The organism is Actinoplanes campanulatus (assembly GCF_014647795.1).
In the GTDB taxonomy this organism is placed as follows: Bacteria; Actinomycetota; Actinomycetes; order Mycobacteriales; family Micromonosporaceae; genus Actinoplanes; species Actinoplanes campanulatus.
On the sequence record NZ_BMPW01000005.1, the window covers coordinates 206,801 to 221,535 of the forward strand.

Annotated in this window: 13 protein-coding genes; 9 read left to right on the top strand and 4 right to left on the bottom strand. The window is 71.9% G+C overall.

Features of this window, described 5'->3' with window-relative positions; all coding sequences use genetic code 11:
- Window positions 1–169: 169 nt before the first annotated feature.
- The gene (locus tag IEZ13_RS11755; RefSeq protein ID WP_183221177.1) at window positions 170–1,273 is read right to left on the bottom strand and encodes a M20/M25/M40 family metallo-hydrolase; all 1,104 of its coding nucleotides are present in this window, start codon (window positions 1,271–1,273) and stop codon (window positions 170–172) included.
- 137 nt (window positions 1,274–1,410) lie between these two features.
- Here IEZ13_RS11755 and glsA point away from each other — a divergent pair, with 137 nt between their 5' ends.
- Window positions 1,411–2,379: a glutaminase A gene (gene glsA, locus IEZ13_RS11760; RefSeq protein WP_183221178.1), complete on the top strand. Its 969-nt coding sequence runs from the start codon at window positions 1,411–1,413 to the stop codon at window positions 2,377–2,379.
- Between the two features lie 560 nt (window positions 2,380–2,939).
- On the opposite strand, the gene IEZ13_RS11765 is transcribed toward glsA, so the two are convergent.
- The 3 genes from IEZ13_RS11765 to IEZ13_RS11775 are packed head-to-tail and all read right to left on the bottom strand — an operon-like array spanning window position 2,940 to window position 6,369.
- Window positions 2,940–4,289 carry an MFS transporter gene (locus tag IEZ13_RS11765; protein ID WP_183221179.1) on the bottom strand — a complete coding sequence of 450 codons (1,350 nt, stop codon included), beginning with the start codon at window positions 4,287–4,289 and terminating at the stop codon, window positions 2,940–2,942.
- Window positions 4,286–5,113 (bottom strand): SDR family NAD(P)-dependent oxidoreductase, encoded by an 828-nt coding sequence (locus IEZ13_RS11770; RefSeq protein ID WP_229794630.1) that lies wholly within the window; start codon window positions 5,111–5,113, stop codon window positions 4,286–4,288. Before IEZ13_RS11770 ends, IEZ13_RS11765 begins: the two co-directional genes overlap by 4 nt.
- Complete coding sequence (locus IEZ13_RS11775) at window positions 5,110–6,369, bottom strand: flavin-containing monooxygenase (RefSeq protein ID WP_229794631.1); 1,260 nt, start codon at window positions 6,367–6,369, stop codon at window positions 5,110–5,112. Before IEZ13_RS11775 ends, IEZ13_RS11770 begins: the two co-directional genes overlap by 4 nt.
- A gap of 126 nt (window positions 6,370–6,495) precedes the next feature.
- Between IEZ13_RS11775 and IEZ13_RS11780 the strand changes: the two genes are divergently transcribed.
- The 8 genes from IEZ13_RS11780 to IEZ13_RS11815 all read left to right on the top strand — a co-directional run bounded on the left by IEZ13_RS11780 (window position 6,496) and on the right by IEZ13_RS11815 (window position 14,733).
- Window positions 6,496–7,602 carry a helix-turn-helix domain-containing protein gene (locus tag IEZ13_RS11780; RefSeq protein ID WP_183221181.1) on the top strand — a complete coding sequence of 369 codons (1,107 nt, stop codon included), beginning with the start codon at window positions 6,496–6,498 and terminating at the stop codon, window positions 7,600–7,602.
- Between the two features lie 78 nt (window positions 7,603–7,680).
- Window positions 7,681–8,877, top strand: a complete 1,197-nt coding sequence (locus IEZ13_RS11785; protein WP_183221183.1) for an ROK family transcriptional regulator — start codon at window positions 7,681–7,683, stop codon at window positions 8,875–8,877.
- A 91-nt stretch (window positions 8,878–8,968) separates the two neighbouring features.
- Window positions 8,969–9,466: a flavin reductase family protein gene (locus IEZ13_RS11790; protein ID WP_183221185.1), complete on the top strand. Its 498-nt coding sequence runs from the start codon at window positions 8,969–8,971 to the stop codon at window positions 9,464–9,466.
- 10 nt (window positions 9,467–9,476) lie between these two features.
- Window positions 9,477–10,541: an ABC transporter substrate-binding protein gene (locus IEZ13_RS11795; protein ID WP_183221187.1), complete on the top strand. Its 1,065-nt coding sequence runs from the start codon at window positions 9,477–9,479 to the stop codon at window positions 10,539–10,541.
- A complete protein-coding gene (locus IEZ13_RS11800; RefSeq protein WP_183221189.1) occupies window positions 10,538–11,377 on the top strand; it encodes an ABC transporter permease in 840 nt (279 codons plus the stop codon). Before IEZ13_RS11795 ends, IEZ13_RS11800 begins: the two co-directional genes overlap by 4 nt.
- Window positions 11,353–12,087, top strand: coding sequence for an ABC transporter ATP-binding protein (locus IEZ13_RS11805; RefSeq protein ID WP_183221191.1), 735 nt, complete (start codon window positions 11,353–11,355; stop codon window positions 12,085–12,087). Before IEZ13_RS11800 ends, IEZ13_RS11805 begins: the two co-directional genes overlap by 25 nt.
- Window positions 12,080–13,408: an LLM class flavin-dependent oxidoreductase gene (locus IEZ13_RS11810; RefSeq protein WP_183221193.1), complete on the top strand. Its 1,329-nt coding sequence runs from the start codon at window positions 12,080–12,082 to the stop codon at window positions 13,406–13,408. Before IEZ13_RS11805 ends, IEZ13_RS11810 begins: the two co-directional genes overlap by 8 nt.
- The gene (locus IEZ13_RS11815) at window positions 13,405–14,733 is read left to right on the top strand and encodes an LLM class flavin-dependent oxidoreductase (protein WP_183221195.1); all 1,329 of its coding nucleotides are present in this window, start codon (window positions 13,405–13,407) and stop codon (window positions 14,731–14,733) included. The genes IEZ13_RS11810 and IEZ13_RS11815 overlap by 4 nt, the downstream gene beginning before the upstream one ends.
- Window positions 14,734–14,735 lie beyond the last annotated feature (2 nt).

A 14,735-nucleotide genomic window follows, 5' to 3' on the forward strand; every position in this document is an offset into this window, starting at 1 on the left:
ACCCAGGAGAATCGTAAAGAGGTATATCGAGGACCAGCGCAACGTCTGACCAGACGCCCATCCGCCCTGGCAGCGGATGGGCTATCCCTGACCTGCCCCGCAGGAAATCCGATTCCTCCCCACGTCAGAGGCCGGGGCTTTCCACGGAAGGTATTCAATAGAGGCTCCCTCACTGTTGCTGGGTGGCGATGGTCAACAGGATCGCGCACGCCGCCACCATGTCGTCGATCGCGATGTGCTCGCTGGTCGCGTGTTCGTCGACCATGCCGGTGGCCAGGCCGACGCACGGGATCCCGCGGGCGTTGAGGAAGTTGCCGTCGGTGCCGCCGCCGGACTTGCGGTCGATCACCTCGAGGCCGTGCGCCCGGATGGCGCGGGCCGCGTCCCGGTACGGCTTCGCGACCGGGTCGATGTGGTAGGTGTGGTAGATCTCCTCGGCCACGAACTCGTAGGTCGCCCCGTGCCGGTGTGCCGCCGCATCCACGGCGGCCCGCATGGCGGCCAGCTGCTTGTCGAGTTTCCCCTGGTCGTGACTGCGGGCCTGACCGGTGAGGACCGCGGTGGCCGGAACCACGTTGCGGGCCTCCCCGCCGGCCAGGATGCCGATGCCGGCGACCGTCTCCTCGTCGATGCGGCCCAGCGGCATCGCGGCGATCGCCTCGGCCGCCACCCGCAGCGCGTCGACGCCCTTCTCCGGCTCCACACCGGCGTGGGCCTTGCGCCCGTGCACGGTGATGTCGACGTCCATCGCGGTGGGCGCCCAGTAGGTGATGGAGCCGATCGCGCCGGCGGTGTCGAACACATACCCGTGGGTGGACCGCAATCGCGCCACGTCCAGCTGACGTGACCCCACCAGGCCGGCCTCCTCGGCCACCGACACGACGAACTCGATCGTCGGATGCGGCAGCTCCGGATGCTCACCCAGCAGCGTCAGCAGTTCCAGACAGGACGCGATGCCGGCCTTGTCGTCGGCGCCGAGGATCGTGGAGCCGTCGGTCCGGATCACCCCGTCGTCGCCGACGATCGGCCGGATGCCGACGTCGGTGCCGACGGTGTCCATGTGCGTGGAGATCAGGAAGCCCTCCCCCGGCCCACCGGCCAGGGTGGCGATCAGGTTGCCCGCCCCGTCCCGGCGGACGTCGGCGCCCAGCTCCGTGAAGCGGCGCTCCAGCTCCTCCCCGATCCGCTGCTCCTGCCCGGTCGGGCTGTCGATCGCGACCAGGTCGAGGAACGTCCGAACGAGACGATCCCGGTCCACCGTCACCGTTGCCATGTCGATCCTTTCCTCGGCGTACGGTCATGGTCGCGGCCGTCGCGTGCCCGTCGCCTCACCCGTCCGGGATGAAGGACGCCACGCGGGGCGCGGTTAGCGTGACATCCGCCCATCGGCGTCACGTTACGGAGTCGAACATGGCATCGGATGAGTACGTCTCGACCGGCGAACTTCCTTCCCCCGACCAGGTACGGCGGTCACTGGACGAGGCGTACGAGCAGCTCCGCACGGTAACCTCCGGCACGCCGTCCAACGTCTATCCGGCGCTGTCGCGCGTACCTCCGGATCTGTTCGGGATCTGCGCGGCCGGAACCCGCGGCGGCCTGCACACCGTCGGCGACGCCGACCACGGCTTCACCATCATGAGCGTCGCGAAACCGTTCACGTTCGCCCTGGTCAGCGAGGCCCTCGGTGCGGAGACGATCCGGCAGCGGCTGGGCGTCAACGCCACCGGGCTGCCGTTCAACTCACTCACCGCGGTCGAACGCGGGCCGGACGGCCGGACCAATCCGATGGTCAACCCGGGCGCGATCGCCACCGCCAGCCTGATTCCCGCCGCCGACAAATGGGGGTTCCTCCAGGCGGGCCTGTCCCGCTTCGCGGGCCGCGAGCTTCCGTTGGACCCCGAGGTGTACGCCTCCGCGTCCGCCACCAACCACCGCAACCGGGCGCTCGCCGACCTGCTGGAGACGTACCGCCTGCTCGGCTGCGATCCGGTCGAGGCCGTCGACCTCTACACCCGGCAGAGCTGCCTGCGGATCACCGCCGTCGATCTGGCGCTGATGGGCGCCACCCTGGCCAACGGCGGCGTCAACCCGCGCACCCGCGAACGCGTGGTGGACAGCGCGGTCTGCCACTTCACCCTGGCGGTGATGGCCACGGCGGGCCTCTACGAGACGTCCGGCGACTGGCTGTACGACGTCGGCGTACCGGGAAAGAGCGGCATCGGCGGCGGCATCATCGTCGTCTCCCCCGGCAAGGGCTCCCTGGCCACCTTCGCCCCACCCCTGGACGGCTTCGGCAACAGCGTCCGCGGCCAGCTCGCCGCCCGATTCCTCTCCCGCCGCCTCGGCCTGACCCTCTTCGCCTCCGAGCCCGCCAGCTAGACATCGTTTATGATCGATACACTTCCCGGCACGCACAACGCCAACGGTCTCCGCAGAGCCGGAGCTGATAGCGTCCGCGACGCCCTGACGTCCACCATGGATTCGGCTCATGCTTAGGTCGGTGACCAGCAGATCTCGCCGACGGCGGTAGGCCTGGCGCATGCGGCACAGATGCCGGTCGTAGCCGCCGGAGGCGAGGAAGTCGGCAAGCGTCAACTGGTCGCCGACGCCGGACCAGAACTCGCGCCCGCCCTTCCCCGCGAGCAGGTCGTCGATGAGGTGGCCCGGCAGCACCCCGCGCCCCGCGCCCCGCCCCGCGCGATCTTGAACGTTTTGCCACCGTCCGCGGTGGCCAGAGGTCCAAGATCTGAGCGGGCCAGACCACAAGAACGACCACAACGCCCACCACACCCCACCCAGCAGCAACCTTGGACGTTCCACCACCGCCCACGGTGGTCAGACGTCCAAGATCTGAGTGGTTTGGACCGCGAGAGCGGCCACGATGCCCGCCACGCCCCACCCGGCGGCAACCTTGGACGTTATGCCGCCCCACGCGGTGGTCAGACGTCCAAGATCGGCGTGGAAGGGTCGCGGGAGCGGTCGAGGGTCCAGCGGAGCTGGAAGAAGCAGGCCGCGGCCATCAGCACGGCCGGGACCACGGTGAAGCCGACGAGCAGAGCGGTGTGCGCCGACTCCGGCTGCACCACCGTCCGGCCCTCGGTCGTCGCGATGAAACCGCCGAGGGCCAGGGCCGCCGAGTACACGTAGGGCCCGACGGCGGTGCCGGTCGCCTCGGTGGCGGTCCAGACCCCGGTGTAGGCGCCCGCCCGGGCCGCGCCACGGGCCTCGGCGGCCGCCACCGCGTCCGGGACCATCGAGAACGCGAACAGTTGCAGCCCGGCGAAGGCGACGCCCAGCACGACGACCACCGCGACGGCCGGCGCCACCCCGTACCCGAGCAGCGGCGCCAGCGATCCGGCCACGAACACCACCTGGCAGATCACCAGGCCGCGCTGCTTGCCGATCCGCCGCGACACCCGCGCCCACACCGGGCCCGCCACCACGGCCGGCCCGAGGAAGGCGCCCATGAACACCGCGGTCAGCTCGGAGTCCCCGAAGACGTGCTCGGTGTAGAACGGCAGCGCGGCCAGGAACAGGTGCGTGGTCGCACCGGTGAACAGATAGGACAGCACCAGCGCCCGGAAGTCGCGGTCCCGCCACGCCACCGCGATGTCGCCGAGGGTGGAGTGGGCATCGGCCGCCGGTGTCCGGAACCCGGCGTGCGCGGTCAGCCGCCGCACCCCGGTCACCGCGACCAGCCCGGACACCACCATGATCCCGGACAGCAGCACCGCCATCCGGGCGTAGTCGCCGCGCTCGCCCGCCGCGACCAGCGCCGGCGCGGCCACCCCGGCGCCGAGCAGCCCGAGCGTCAGGAACAGCATCCGGAACATGAAGACCCGGGTGCGATCGTGGTAGCCGATCCGCAGGTCGGACGGCGTGGTCAGGTACGGCACCTGGAAGCAGGCGAAGAGCAGGTTCCCGGCGATGAACCAGCCACCGACCCACAGCGCGGCGCCCGCCCCGGACAGCCCGGCCGGAACGGTGAACATGCCGGCCATGGCGACCGCGAGCAGCAGCCCCACCCGCAGCAGGCCGAGCCGGTGCCCGCTGCGGCGCGCGGCGGCATCCGAGCGGCTGCCCAGATACGGATGCACCACCACGTCGATGATCTTCGGCAGCAGCAGGGTCAGGCCGGCCAGGAACGGCGTCACCCCGAGCGTGTGGGTGAGGAAGTAGAGCAGCAGCAGGCCGGGGACGGTCACCCACACGCCCATCCCGATCGAGCCGGTGGCGTACGCGATCAGGTCCCCGGTCCTGGTCCGGGTCTCGGTCTGCTGGGTGGTCACCGGGCGCCCCCGTGGCGGGCGACGACACCGGCGGCCAGGCCGGCGCCCTCGAACGCGCCGGACCGGATCCGTCCGGCCAGGGTGCGGGCGACGATCCGGTCGGTGAGCGCCGGGAAATGGCGGGCCAGGAAGAACTCGACCGCCCCGCGGCCGGTGGTCGGCAGGTCCCGGTAGGGGCGGCGGCGCAGGGCGGCCCGCAGCACGGCACGGACCACCCCGTCGAGCGGCTCGTAGCGGCTCATGCCCTCCAGCGACAGCCCGGCGGCGGCCGTCGAGTCGTGAATGGGGCTGCGGACCGCGGACGGGTACACGCAGGTGACTCCGACGTGGGTGCCGATCTCCAGGCGGAGCGCGTCGGCGTACGCGACCAATGCTCTTTTGGAGGCGCCGTAGGCGGCGGCCAGCGGCAGTTGCATGACGGCCATCCGCGAGCTGAGCATCACGATCCGGCCCCGCGAGGCGACCAGGGCGTCCACACACGCCGAGGTCACCCGCCACGTGCCGAGCAGGTTGATGTCGAGCTGGCGGCGCACTTCGGCGCCCGGTGGCAGTTCGGCCGGGGCGGGACCGCCGATCCCGGCGTTGTTGACGAGCAGGTCGAGCCCGCCCAGCAGCTCGATCGCCTCGGCGACCGCGGCGGCCACGGCGGCGTCGTCGGTGAGGTCGCACGGCAGGACCTCGACCGGATCGTTGACGCGTGGCGCGACGTCCAGGCCGACGACGCGGGCGCCGAGCGCGTCCAGGCGGGCGCAGATCGCCCGGCCGAACGTCCCGGACGCGCCGGTGACCAGAACACGCATTCCGCGGGGGTCACGGCTGCTCATGTTGAGGCTCCTCGGGCGATCTCACGGGTCATGGCGGTGACGTACCGGTCGAAGTCGATGCGCATGTGTGGCCGGCCGTGCTCGCCCCACCGGGCGACGGCCGCGCGCAGGTCGCGGTCGACGGCGCGCCGCTGGTCGGCGGCCGGCGGCAGGGCGTAGGAGCCGGAGAGGTAGGCGGCGGCGAGCTTGGCCTGCACCTCCACGACGGGGAACGCCGATCCGGTGGACTGCATCAGCCCGACGAACGCGAGGCTCGGATCGTCGAGGTGGAAGACCCGGCGGTAGAGAGGCAGGCGTTCCGGTCCCTCTCCGAGCCATCGGGAAGACAGGAACGGGATCTGTACGCGGTAACCGGTCGCCCACACGATCACGTCCACGTCGTCGCAGGTCCCGTCGGTGAAGACCACCTTCGTACCGTCGAGGCGCTCGATGCCCGGGCGCGCGGCCACCTCGCCGTGGGTGAGCCGGTGCAGGATGGTGTCGCTGATCGTCGGGTGGTTCTGGAACAGCCCACCGGCCGGGGCGGGCAGGCCGTAACGCTGTGGTGGGCCGACCGCCAGCCGCAGCATCGTCTCGGCGACCCGTTGCCGCACCCGCCACGGGAGCACGGCCAGGGCGCCGCCGGTGGCGTCGGACGGCCGCCCGAACAGGTATTTCGGCACGATGTGGACGCCGTGCCGGGCGGACAGCAGCACCGGCCCGCTCGCCGTGTGGGAGGCGTCGACCGCGATGTCCATGGCCGAGTTGCCCATGCCGACGACCAGCACCCGCCGCCCCTGGAAGACGTCGGCGGCGCGGTAGTCGTGGGCGTGCATCTGCACTCCGTCGAAGGTGCCCGGATAGCCGGGGTCGGGCAGCCGGGGTGCCCAGTTGTGGCCGTTGGCGACCACGACGGCGTCGAATTCGTCAGTCCCGCCGGGATCGGTGGTGACGGTCCAGCGGTCGCCGCGTTCGACGGCGGTGACGGTTTCGCCGTACCGGATGTGGGCGGTCAACCGGAACCGGTCGGCGTAGGCGGCCAGATATCCGGCGACCCGCTGCGCCGACGGGTAGTCGGGCCAGTCGGCGGGCATCGGGAAGTCGGCGAACTCGGTCCGCCCCCTGCTGGTGTTGAGGTGCAGCGAGGCGTAGGTGTCGGTCCACAGGCCGCCGGGCCGGTCACGCCGCTCGTAGGCGACGACCTCGCATCCGGCATCGAGCAGCGCCTTGACTCCGGCCAGTCCGGCCGCTCCGGCGCCGATCACGGCGACACGCATGGAACTCCTAGTCATATTGTGGTGTTTTCCAAACCGTAGGCGCTGGCAGCCGGGCTGGACATGGCGTGGAGCACGCGTTTACGGCCCGAGGTTGTGGGCCACCACAACGCACGGCAGCATGGCCGCATGCAACCGTCTGACGGCTGGACCGCCGTGGTCGACCTGATCGAACGTGTGATGGGCGACGAGGATCTGCTGCCGTCGGTGACCGCCGGGGTTCGCGCCACCGTGCGGGAGGTCTCGGTGCTGCCTCCGTCGGATGTCGCCGGGCACACCCGGGCCCTGCTCACCGCGGCGACCCGGGCGCTGGCCGACCGGCGCGGGCCGACCGAGGCCGAGCTGTCGTTCGTGGCCGAGCTGGGGGTGACCCGGGCCCGGCAGGGTGTGCCGATCGAGGCGGTGCTCGGCGCGATCCACGTCGCCGAACGCGCCATCTGGGCCCGGGCCCGGGAGGTGGCCAGGTCGGAGGGGGTCAGCGCCGAGCGGCTCCTGGATGCCCGGGAGCTGTACGACGACTGGGCCGACGCCGTCCGCGGCCGTCTGATCACCGCGCACCGGGTCACCCGGGCGGACGCGGATCCGCGGCGCAACGACCGGGACGCGGCGATCCTGCGGCGGCTGTTGCAGGGTGGTTCGGCGGCCGCCCTGGCGGTGGCCGAGGCGGGTCTGCCGGCCTCCGGTGGCCTGTGGGTTCTGGTCGCCCGGCCGGGGTTCGACGAATCCGTGCTGCGTGAGCAGCCGCCGGTGGTGTGCGCGGTGGTGGACGGCCTGTTCGTGGCGGTACTGTCGCGGGCTCCGTCCGCCCGTGCCGGGACCGCCGGGCTGGCCGGCCCGGACGACCCGGACCGGCTGGCGCCGGTCAAACGCCTGGCGGTGGCCGCGCTGAGCGCCGCCGAGTCGACCGGCCGCACCGGCGTCGCCCATATCGCCGACGTCGCCTGGCAGGCCGCGCTGACCGACCGGGCGGACCTGGCCGCCGTGCTGCTCGACCGGCACCGCCCGGCATGGGCCGCGCTCGGCCCGAACGCGGAACCGGTGGCCCACGCCGTTCTGGCCTGGCTGGAGAGCGACCGGGACGTGACGGTCGCGGGTGGGCGGTTGTTCGTGCACCCGAACACGGTGCGCAACCGGGTCCGGCGGTTCGCCGAGCTGACCGGCATCGACCCGGCCGGCACGTTCGGCGCCACGAACGCCTGGTGGCTCTGCCGTACCTGGCTGCGCGAGGCGACCTGACCCGGCAGTGTTACCGACCGTGAAACGTCCGGTAACGGAAAGCCGCCATCCGGCCTACGGCGGGATAATCTCGGCGGCGTGCAGCGCACGACTCGGCGCAGCGACCTGCCGTTGCCGGCCGCGCGCCGATCGCCGGACTCCACGGCGGCGGTGCTGCGAGCCGTCCTCGATCATGGGCCGATCGCGCGCAGTTCGATCGCCCGGGCCACCCGGCTGTCGGCGGCCACGGTCAGCGGCATCGCGGCGTCGTTGCAGGCGCGCGGCCTGGTCCGCGAGGTGCCGGAGGCGGTGGTCCGGCCGGGCATCGGGCGTCCGCACGTGCCGCTGGACGTGGACTCCGCCGCGGTCGGCGTGATCGGGGTGCACATCGCGGTCCCCCGCGCCACGGTGGCGTTGCTGAATCTGCGTGGCCGGGTGCTCGTCCGCCATCAGGATCCACACGGGCGCCGCGATCCGCAGAGTGTGCTGGCGGCGGTCGCCGACCGGGTGGCGGCGATCCACCGGGACTACGGGCGCCGCCGCCGGATCCTCGGCCTGGGTCTGGCCACCGGCGGCTGGGTGGACGGCCTCAACGGTACGGTCGTCGAGCACCCGGTGCTGGGCTGGCGCGACGTGCCGGTGGCCGCGACCCTGTCCGCCGCCACCCGGCTGCCGGTCCGGGTGGACAGCAACTCCCGGGCCCTGCTGCGTGCCGAACAGCTGCTCGGCCGGGTCGCCGGCGACGCCCGCCGCAGTGCCGTGCAGATCTTCGTGGGCAATGTCGTCGACGTGGCGTTCGCGACCGGCGGCGTGATCCATCAGGGCCCCCGTTCGGCGGCCGGCGCGGTCGCCCACCTGCCGGTCGAGGGCTGCGCCGAACCGTGCTCCTGCGGCCGGATCGGCTGCCTGCAGGCCGCGGTCGGCGAGCGGGCACTGGTCCGCCGTGCGCTGGCCGCCGGCCTGATCGAACGCCCGGACATCCACGCCGTGGTGGACGCCGCGCTGGCCGGCTCCGCGGGGGCGGTGGCGCTGCTGGAGGAGCGGGCCCGCCGGGTGGGCCGGGCCGCGGCGCTGCTGCTGGACCTGTTCGACCCGGACGTGCTGCTGGTGTCGGAGGCCGGCGCGAACCGGGTGCCGGGTTGTCTCGCGGCACTGCGCGCGGAGGTGGCGGCGTGGTCGTCGGCGGGCGCCGACATGACCACCACCGTGCACCCGTCGAGCTTCCCGGAGAACGTGCTGGCGGTCGCCGGCGGGGCGGTCGCTCTGGATCAGGTCTACGCGGACCCCCCGATCTAGCTGGGATTACTAACTTCAGTGGGGCGCAATATTGCCTCCTAAGCCTAGCGGATTAGTATGGATTGCGAGCCCGATCGAACGGAGCCCGCACATGACCGTCATCGTTTCCCGGCCGACCCCGGTCGACGCCGCCCTGTTCCGCCAGGCCTTCCGCCGTCACGCCGCCGGTGTCGCCGTCGTGACCACCGACGCCGGGCGCGGTGCGGCCGGCGTGACCGTCACCTCCCTCGCGTCGCTCTCCGCCGAACCACCGCTGCTGTCGTTCAGCGTCGCCGCCACCGGCTCCGTCTGGCCGCACCTGCGCGACGCCGACACCGCGGTCATCCACCTGCTCGGCGCCGAGCACACCGCGCTGGCACAGACCTTCGCCACCAGCGGCATCGACCGGTTCGGCGCCCCGACCCGCTGGCGCCGGCTGCCCACCGGCGAACCGGTGCTGGAGGACGCCGCCGCCTGGCTCCGGGTATCGATCGAGCACCGCCACCCGGCCGGCGGCTCCCACCTGGTCATCGGCCGGGTCGAGGAGGCCGAACTCGCCGAGGAAGGCGCTCCCCTGCTCTACCACGCCGGCCACTACCACGCCCTCTGAGAAGGACGCCATGATCACGATTCCCCGGAAAGCCCTCCTCGCCGTCCTCGCGACGGTCCTGGCCACCGGCGCCGCCTGCGGCAGCGAGGAGGCCGCCACCAGACTGGAACTGTCCGCCGCCCTGCCCGACAAGGTCCCCACCGGCACCACGCTGCGCATCGGCGACCCGCAGATCCAGGCGATCCTCGGCGCGTCCGGCCTGGACAAGGAGCTGAGCGACGCCGGCGTCACGACCGAGTGGGCCAACATCAGCGGCGGCCCGCAGAGCATCCAGGCGTTCCGCGCCGACAAGCTGGACTGCAGCTCGGTCGCCGACATCCCGTCGCTGTTCGCGGCGTGGACCGGCACCTCCACGAAGATCGTGTTCCAGGCGGTCACCCAGGACCCGCTCGACCACCCGATCTACAAACTGGGCGTCGCGCCGGGGGTGAACGTCGCCTCGCCGGCCGACCTGCGCGGCAAGAGGATCGCCTACAGCGCCGGCCAGGCCCAGGGCGCGCTGGTGCTGAGGGTGCTCCAGAAGGCCGGGCTGAGCCAGAAGGACGTCCAGCTGATCGAGCTGACCAGCACCGGCGACTCGTACGTCACCGCGCTCGGCACCAAGGCGGTCGACGTCGCCCCGATCGGGGCGCAGAACATCAAGCTGTACGAGGCGAAGTACCCGGGCGCCACCTCGATCAACACCGGCATCCGTGACGACGCGTCCACCCTGTACTGCCTCACCACGGCGGTGGAGGACGCGGACAAGGCGGCGGCGCTGAAGGCCTACGTGGCCATCCGCACCAGGGCCCTGCTCTGGGCGAACGATCACCCCGACGAGTTCGCGAAGGCCTACTACCAGGACTCGCAGAAGCTCAACGAGGCGGACGCCAAGGCGGTCGTCGAGATCAACGGCGACAAGGGCATCCCGGCCAGCTGGGACAACGCCATCAAGCGGCTCCAGGAGACCGCCGACCTGCTGTCCACCGAGCAGAAACACGACAAGCTCGACGTGACCACGCTGGTCGACCGCCGTTTCGAGAAGGTCCAGGCGGACGCCGCCGGCGACAAGGTGGTCACGGGTGATGCGTCATGACCGCCACCCTGCACACCGCCCCGGTCACCGTCCCGGACACCACCGATCAGCGCGTCGTACGCCGTCGTCTCGGCCCCGGCCACCGCATCCGGTTCTCGTTCTGGTTCGGCCCGACGCTCGCCCTGGCCATCTGGTCGATCGGCTCGGCGACCGGCCTGATCAAACCGGCCATCCTGTCCGCCCCGTGGGACGTGGTGGTGGCCTTCCAGGACCAGTGGGTCAATCACGACCTGCTCGGCAACATCGTCGCCTCGCTCCAGCGGTCGCTGGTCGGCCTGACCCTCGGGGTGGTGACCGGCGCCGTCCTGGCGGTGATCTCCGGACTGTCCCGGTTCGGTGAGTCGCTGATCGACGGCCCGATCCAGATCAAGCGGTCCGTTCCCACGCTCGCGATCATCCCGCTGTTCATCGCCTGGTTCGGCATCGGCGAGGAGATGAAGGTCATCACGATCGCGCTGATCAGCCTGGTCCCGATCTACATCCACACGCACAACGGGCTGCGCGGCATCGACGGCAAGTACGCCGAACTGGCCGAGACCATCGGGATCAACCACGGCGAGTTCGTCCGGCACGTGGTGCTGCCCGGCGCCCTGCCCGGCTTCCTGCTCGGCATGCGGTTCGCGGTCACCTCCTCACTGCTCGGCCTCGTGGTCGTCGAGCACTACAACGCGGTCGCCGGCATCGGCTACATGATCACGCTGGCCGAGCAGTACGGGCAGACCGACGTCATCGTGGTCGGCCTGGTCATCTACGGCATCTTCGGCTACTGCGCCGACAGCGCCGTCCGCTTCACCGGGAGGAGGGTGCTGGCATGGCGACAGACGCTCGAGGGCTGACCACCGAACCGGCGGTCCGCGTCCGCAACCTGCACCGCAGCTTCAACTCCGACGGGGGTGTCCTCAACGGCCTCGACCTGGACATCGCCCCCGGCGAGTTCGTGGCCCTGATCGGCCGCTCCGGCACCGGCAAGAGCACCCTGCTGCGGGCGCTGGCCGGCCTGGACCGCGACGTCGCCGGGCACGGCCGGATCCAGGTCCCGGAGTCGGTGTCGGTGGTCTTCCAGGACTCCCGGCTGCTGCCCTGGAAGCGGGTCCTGGACAACGTGGTCTTCGGGCTGCGTGGCGCCGGCGCGGCCGATCGGGGCCGCAAGGCGCTGGCCGAGGTCGGTCTCGCCGGCCGGGAGCGGGCCTGGCCGTACCAGCTCTCCGGCGGTGAGCAGCAGCGGGCCTCGCTGGCCCGGTCGCTGGTGCGCGAGCCGCAGCTGCTGCTGGCCGACGAGCCGTTCGGCGCGCTGGACGCGCTCACCCGGATCCGGATGCACGCCCTGCTGCGCCGGCTGTGCGAGACGCACCGGCCGGCGGTGCTGCTGGTCACCCACGACGTCGACGAGGCGATCGTGCTCGCCGACCGGGTGATCCTGCTGGACGCCGGGGTGGTCGACACCGACGTCCGGGTGGAGCTGACCAACCGGTCCCGCTCCGACGCCGGGTTCGCCGAGTTGCGCAGCCTCCTGCTGGACCGTCTGGGGGTGGCCGCCGATGCCTAGGAAACTGCACCTCAACGCGTTCCTGATGAGCGTCGGCCACCACGAGGCGTCGTGGCGCCTGCCCGAGTCGGACCCGTACGCGAGCTGGGACGTGAAGCACTTCCAGAACCTGGCCCGGATCGCCGAGCGTGGCAAGCTGGATTCGGTCTTCTTCGCCGACAGCCCGGTGCTCCAGGGCGACCCGGGCCGGCGGCCGGCCGGGAAGCTGGAGCCGACCGTGCTGCTCACCGCCCTGGCCGCGGTCACCGAGCACATCGGGCTGATCGCCACCGCCTCCACCTCCTACAACGAGCCCTACAACCTGGCCCGCCGGTTCGCCTCGGTCGATCACGTCTCCGGCGGCCGGGCCGGCTGGAACATCGTCACCACCGCCGGCGCGGACGCGGCCCGCAACTTCGGCCTCGACGACGTCCCGGCGCACCGCGACCGGTACGAACGGGCCGCCGAGTTCGTCGAGGTGACCACGAAACTGTGGGACAGCTGGACCGACGACGCGGTGATCGCCGACAAGGACGCGGGCGTGCACGCCGACGCGGCGAAGGTCCGGCCGATCAACCACCGGGGCCGCTGGTTCCGGGTGGACGGGCCGCTGAACGTGCCGCGCTCCCCGCAGGGTTGGCCGCTGCTGGTGCAGGCCGGCTCCTCGGAGGACGGCCGGCAGTTCGCCGCCCGCTACGCCGAGGCCGTCTTCACCGCCCAGCAGACCCTCGCCGAGGCCCAGGCCTTCTACGCCGACCTCAAGCAGCGGGCGGCCGCGCTGGGCCGGGACCCGGACCACATCAAGATCCTGCCCGGGATCGTGCCGGTCATCGCCGCCACCGAGGCCGAGGCCCAGGAGCTCGACGCCGAGCTGGAACGGCTGATCAGCCCCGAGTACGCCCGGCGGCAGCTCGCCGAACGCTTCCAGCTCGACCCCGCCGACCTGCCCCTGGACGAGCCGCTGCCGGACAACCTGCCGACCGAGGACGAGATCGAGGGCGCCAAGAGCCGCTTCACGCTGATCGTCGACCTGGCCCGGCGGGAGAACCTGACGGTCCGGCAACTGATCGGCCGGCTCGGCGGCGGCCGCGGCCATCGCACCTTCGCCGGCACCCCCGAGCAGGTCGCCGACACCATCGAGGACTGGTTCCACAGCGGCGCCGCCGACGGCTTCAACATCATGCCCGCGGTCCTGCCGTCCGGCCTCACCGCCTTCGTCGACCAGGTCGTGCCGATCCTCCAGGACCGGGAGCTGTTCCGCACCGACTACGAGGGCACCACCCTGCGCGACCACTACGGCCTTCCCCGTCCCGTCAACAGCCTGGAGCTGACCACCGTATGACCCGGCAACTGCACTTCAACCTGTTCCTGCACGACACCGGACACCACGAGGCGTCCTGGCGGCTGCCCGAGTCGGACCCGAACGCGAACCTGTCGCTCGCCGCCCACCAGCACCTGACCCGGGTCGCCGAGGACGCCAAGTTCGACTCGGTGTTCCTGGCCGACAGCCCGGTGCTGTGGAGCGACCCGGGCCGCCGCCCGGCCGGAAAGCTGGAACCCACCCTGCTTCTGGCCGCGCTGGCCGCGACCACCACCCGGATCGGGCTCATCGCGACGGCGTCCACCTCGTACAACGAGCCGTACAACCTGGCCCGCCGGTTCGCCTCGCTGGACCACCTGTCCGGCGGCCGGGCCGGCTGGAACATCGTCACCACCGCCGGCGAGGCCGCCGCCCGCAACTTCGGCCTCACCGACCAGCCCCTGCACAAGACCCGGTACGAGCGGGCCGACGAGTTCCTCCAGGTCTCCACGAAACTGTGGGACAGCTGGACCGACGACGCGATCGTGGCCGACAAGGAGTCCGGCATCCACGCCGTCCGCGACCGGGTCCGCGACATCGGCCACCACGGCACCCACTTCCAGGTGCAGGGGGCGCTGAACGTGCCGCGCTCCCCGCAGGGCTGGCCGCTGCTGGTGCAGGCCGGTTCGTCGGACAACGGCAGGGAGTTCGCCGCCAGGTGGGCGGAGGCGATCTTCGTGGCCAACCCGACCCTCGCCGAGAGCCAGGAGTTCTACGCCGACATCAAACGCCGTGCCGTGGCGGCCGGCCGCGACCCCGACCACGTGGTCGTGCTGCCCGGCATCGTTCCGGTGATCGGCGACAGCCCAGCCGAGGCGCTGGAACTGGAGGCCGACCTGGAACGGCTGATCAGCCCCGAGTACGCGGTCGGCACGCTGGCCACCGTCCTCGGCGTCGACGTCGGGCGGTTGCGCCTGGACGAGCCGCTGCCCGCCGACCTGCCGGCCGAGGACGAGATCGAGGGCCACAAGAGCCGCCGCACCCTGATCGTGGAGTGGGCACGGCGCGACAACCTGACGGTCCGCCAGCTGATCGGCAAGCTCGGCGGCGGACGTGGTCACCGCACCTTCACCGGTACGCCGGTGCAGGTCGCCGACACGATCCAGCACTACTTCGAGAACGGCGCCGCCGACGGCTTCAACATCATGCCGGCGGTCCTGCCGTCCGGCATCGAGGCATTCGCCGCCAAGGTCGTGCCGATCCTCCAGGAGCGCGGCCTGTTCCGCACCGAGTACACCGGCCGCACGCTGCGCGAGCACTACGGCCTGCCCCGCCCGGCGAACACTTTGGAGTTGATCAACGGATGAGT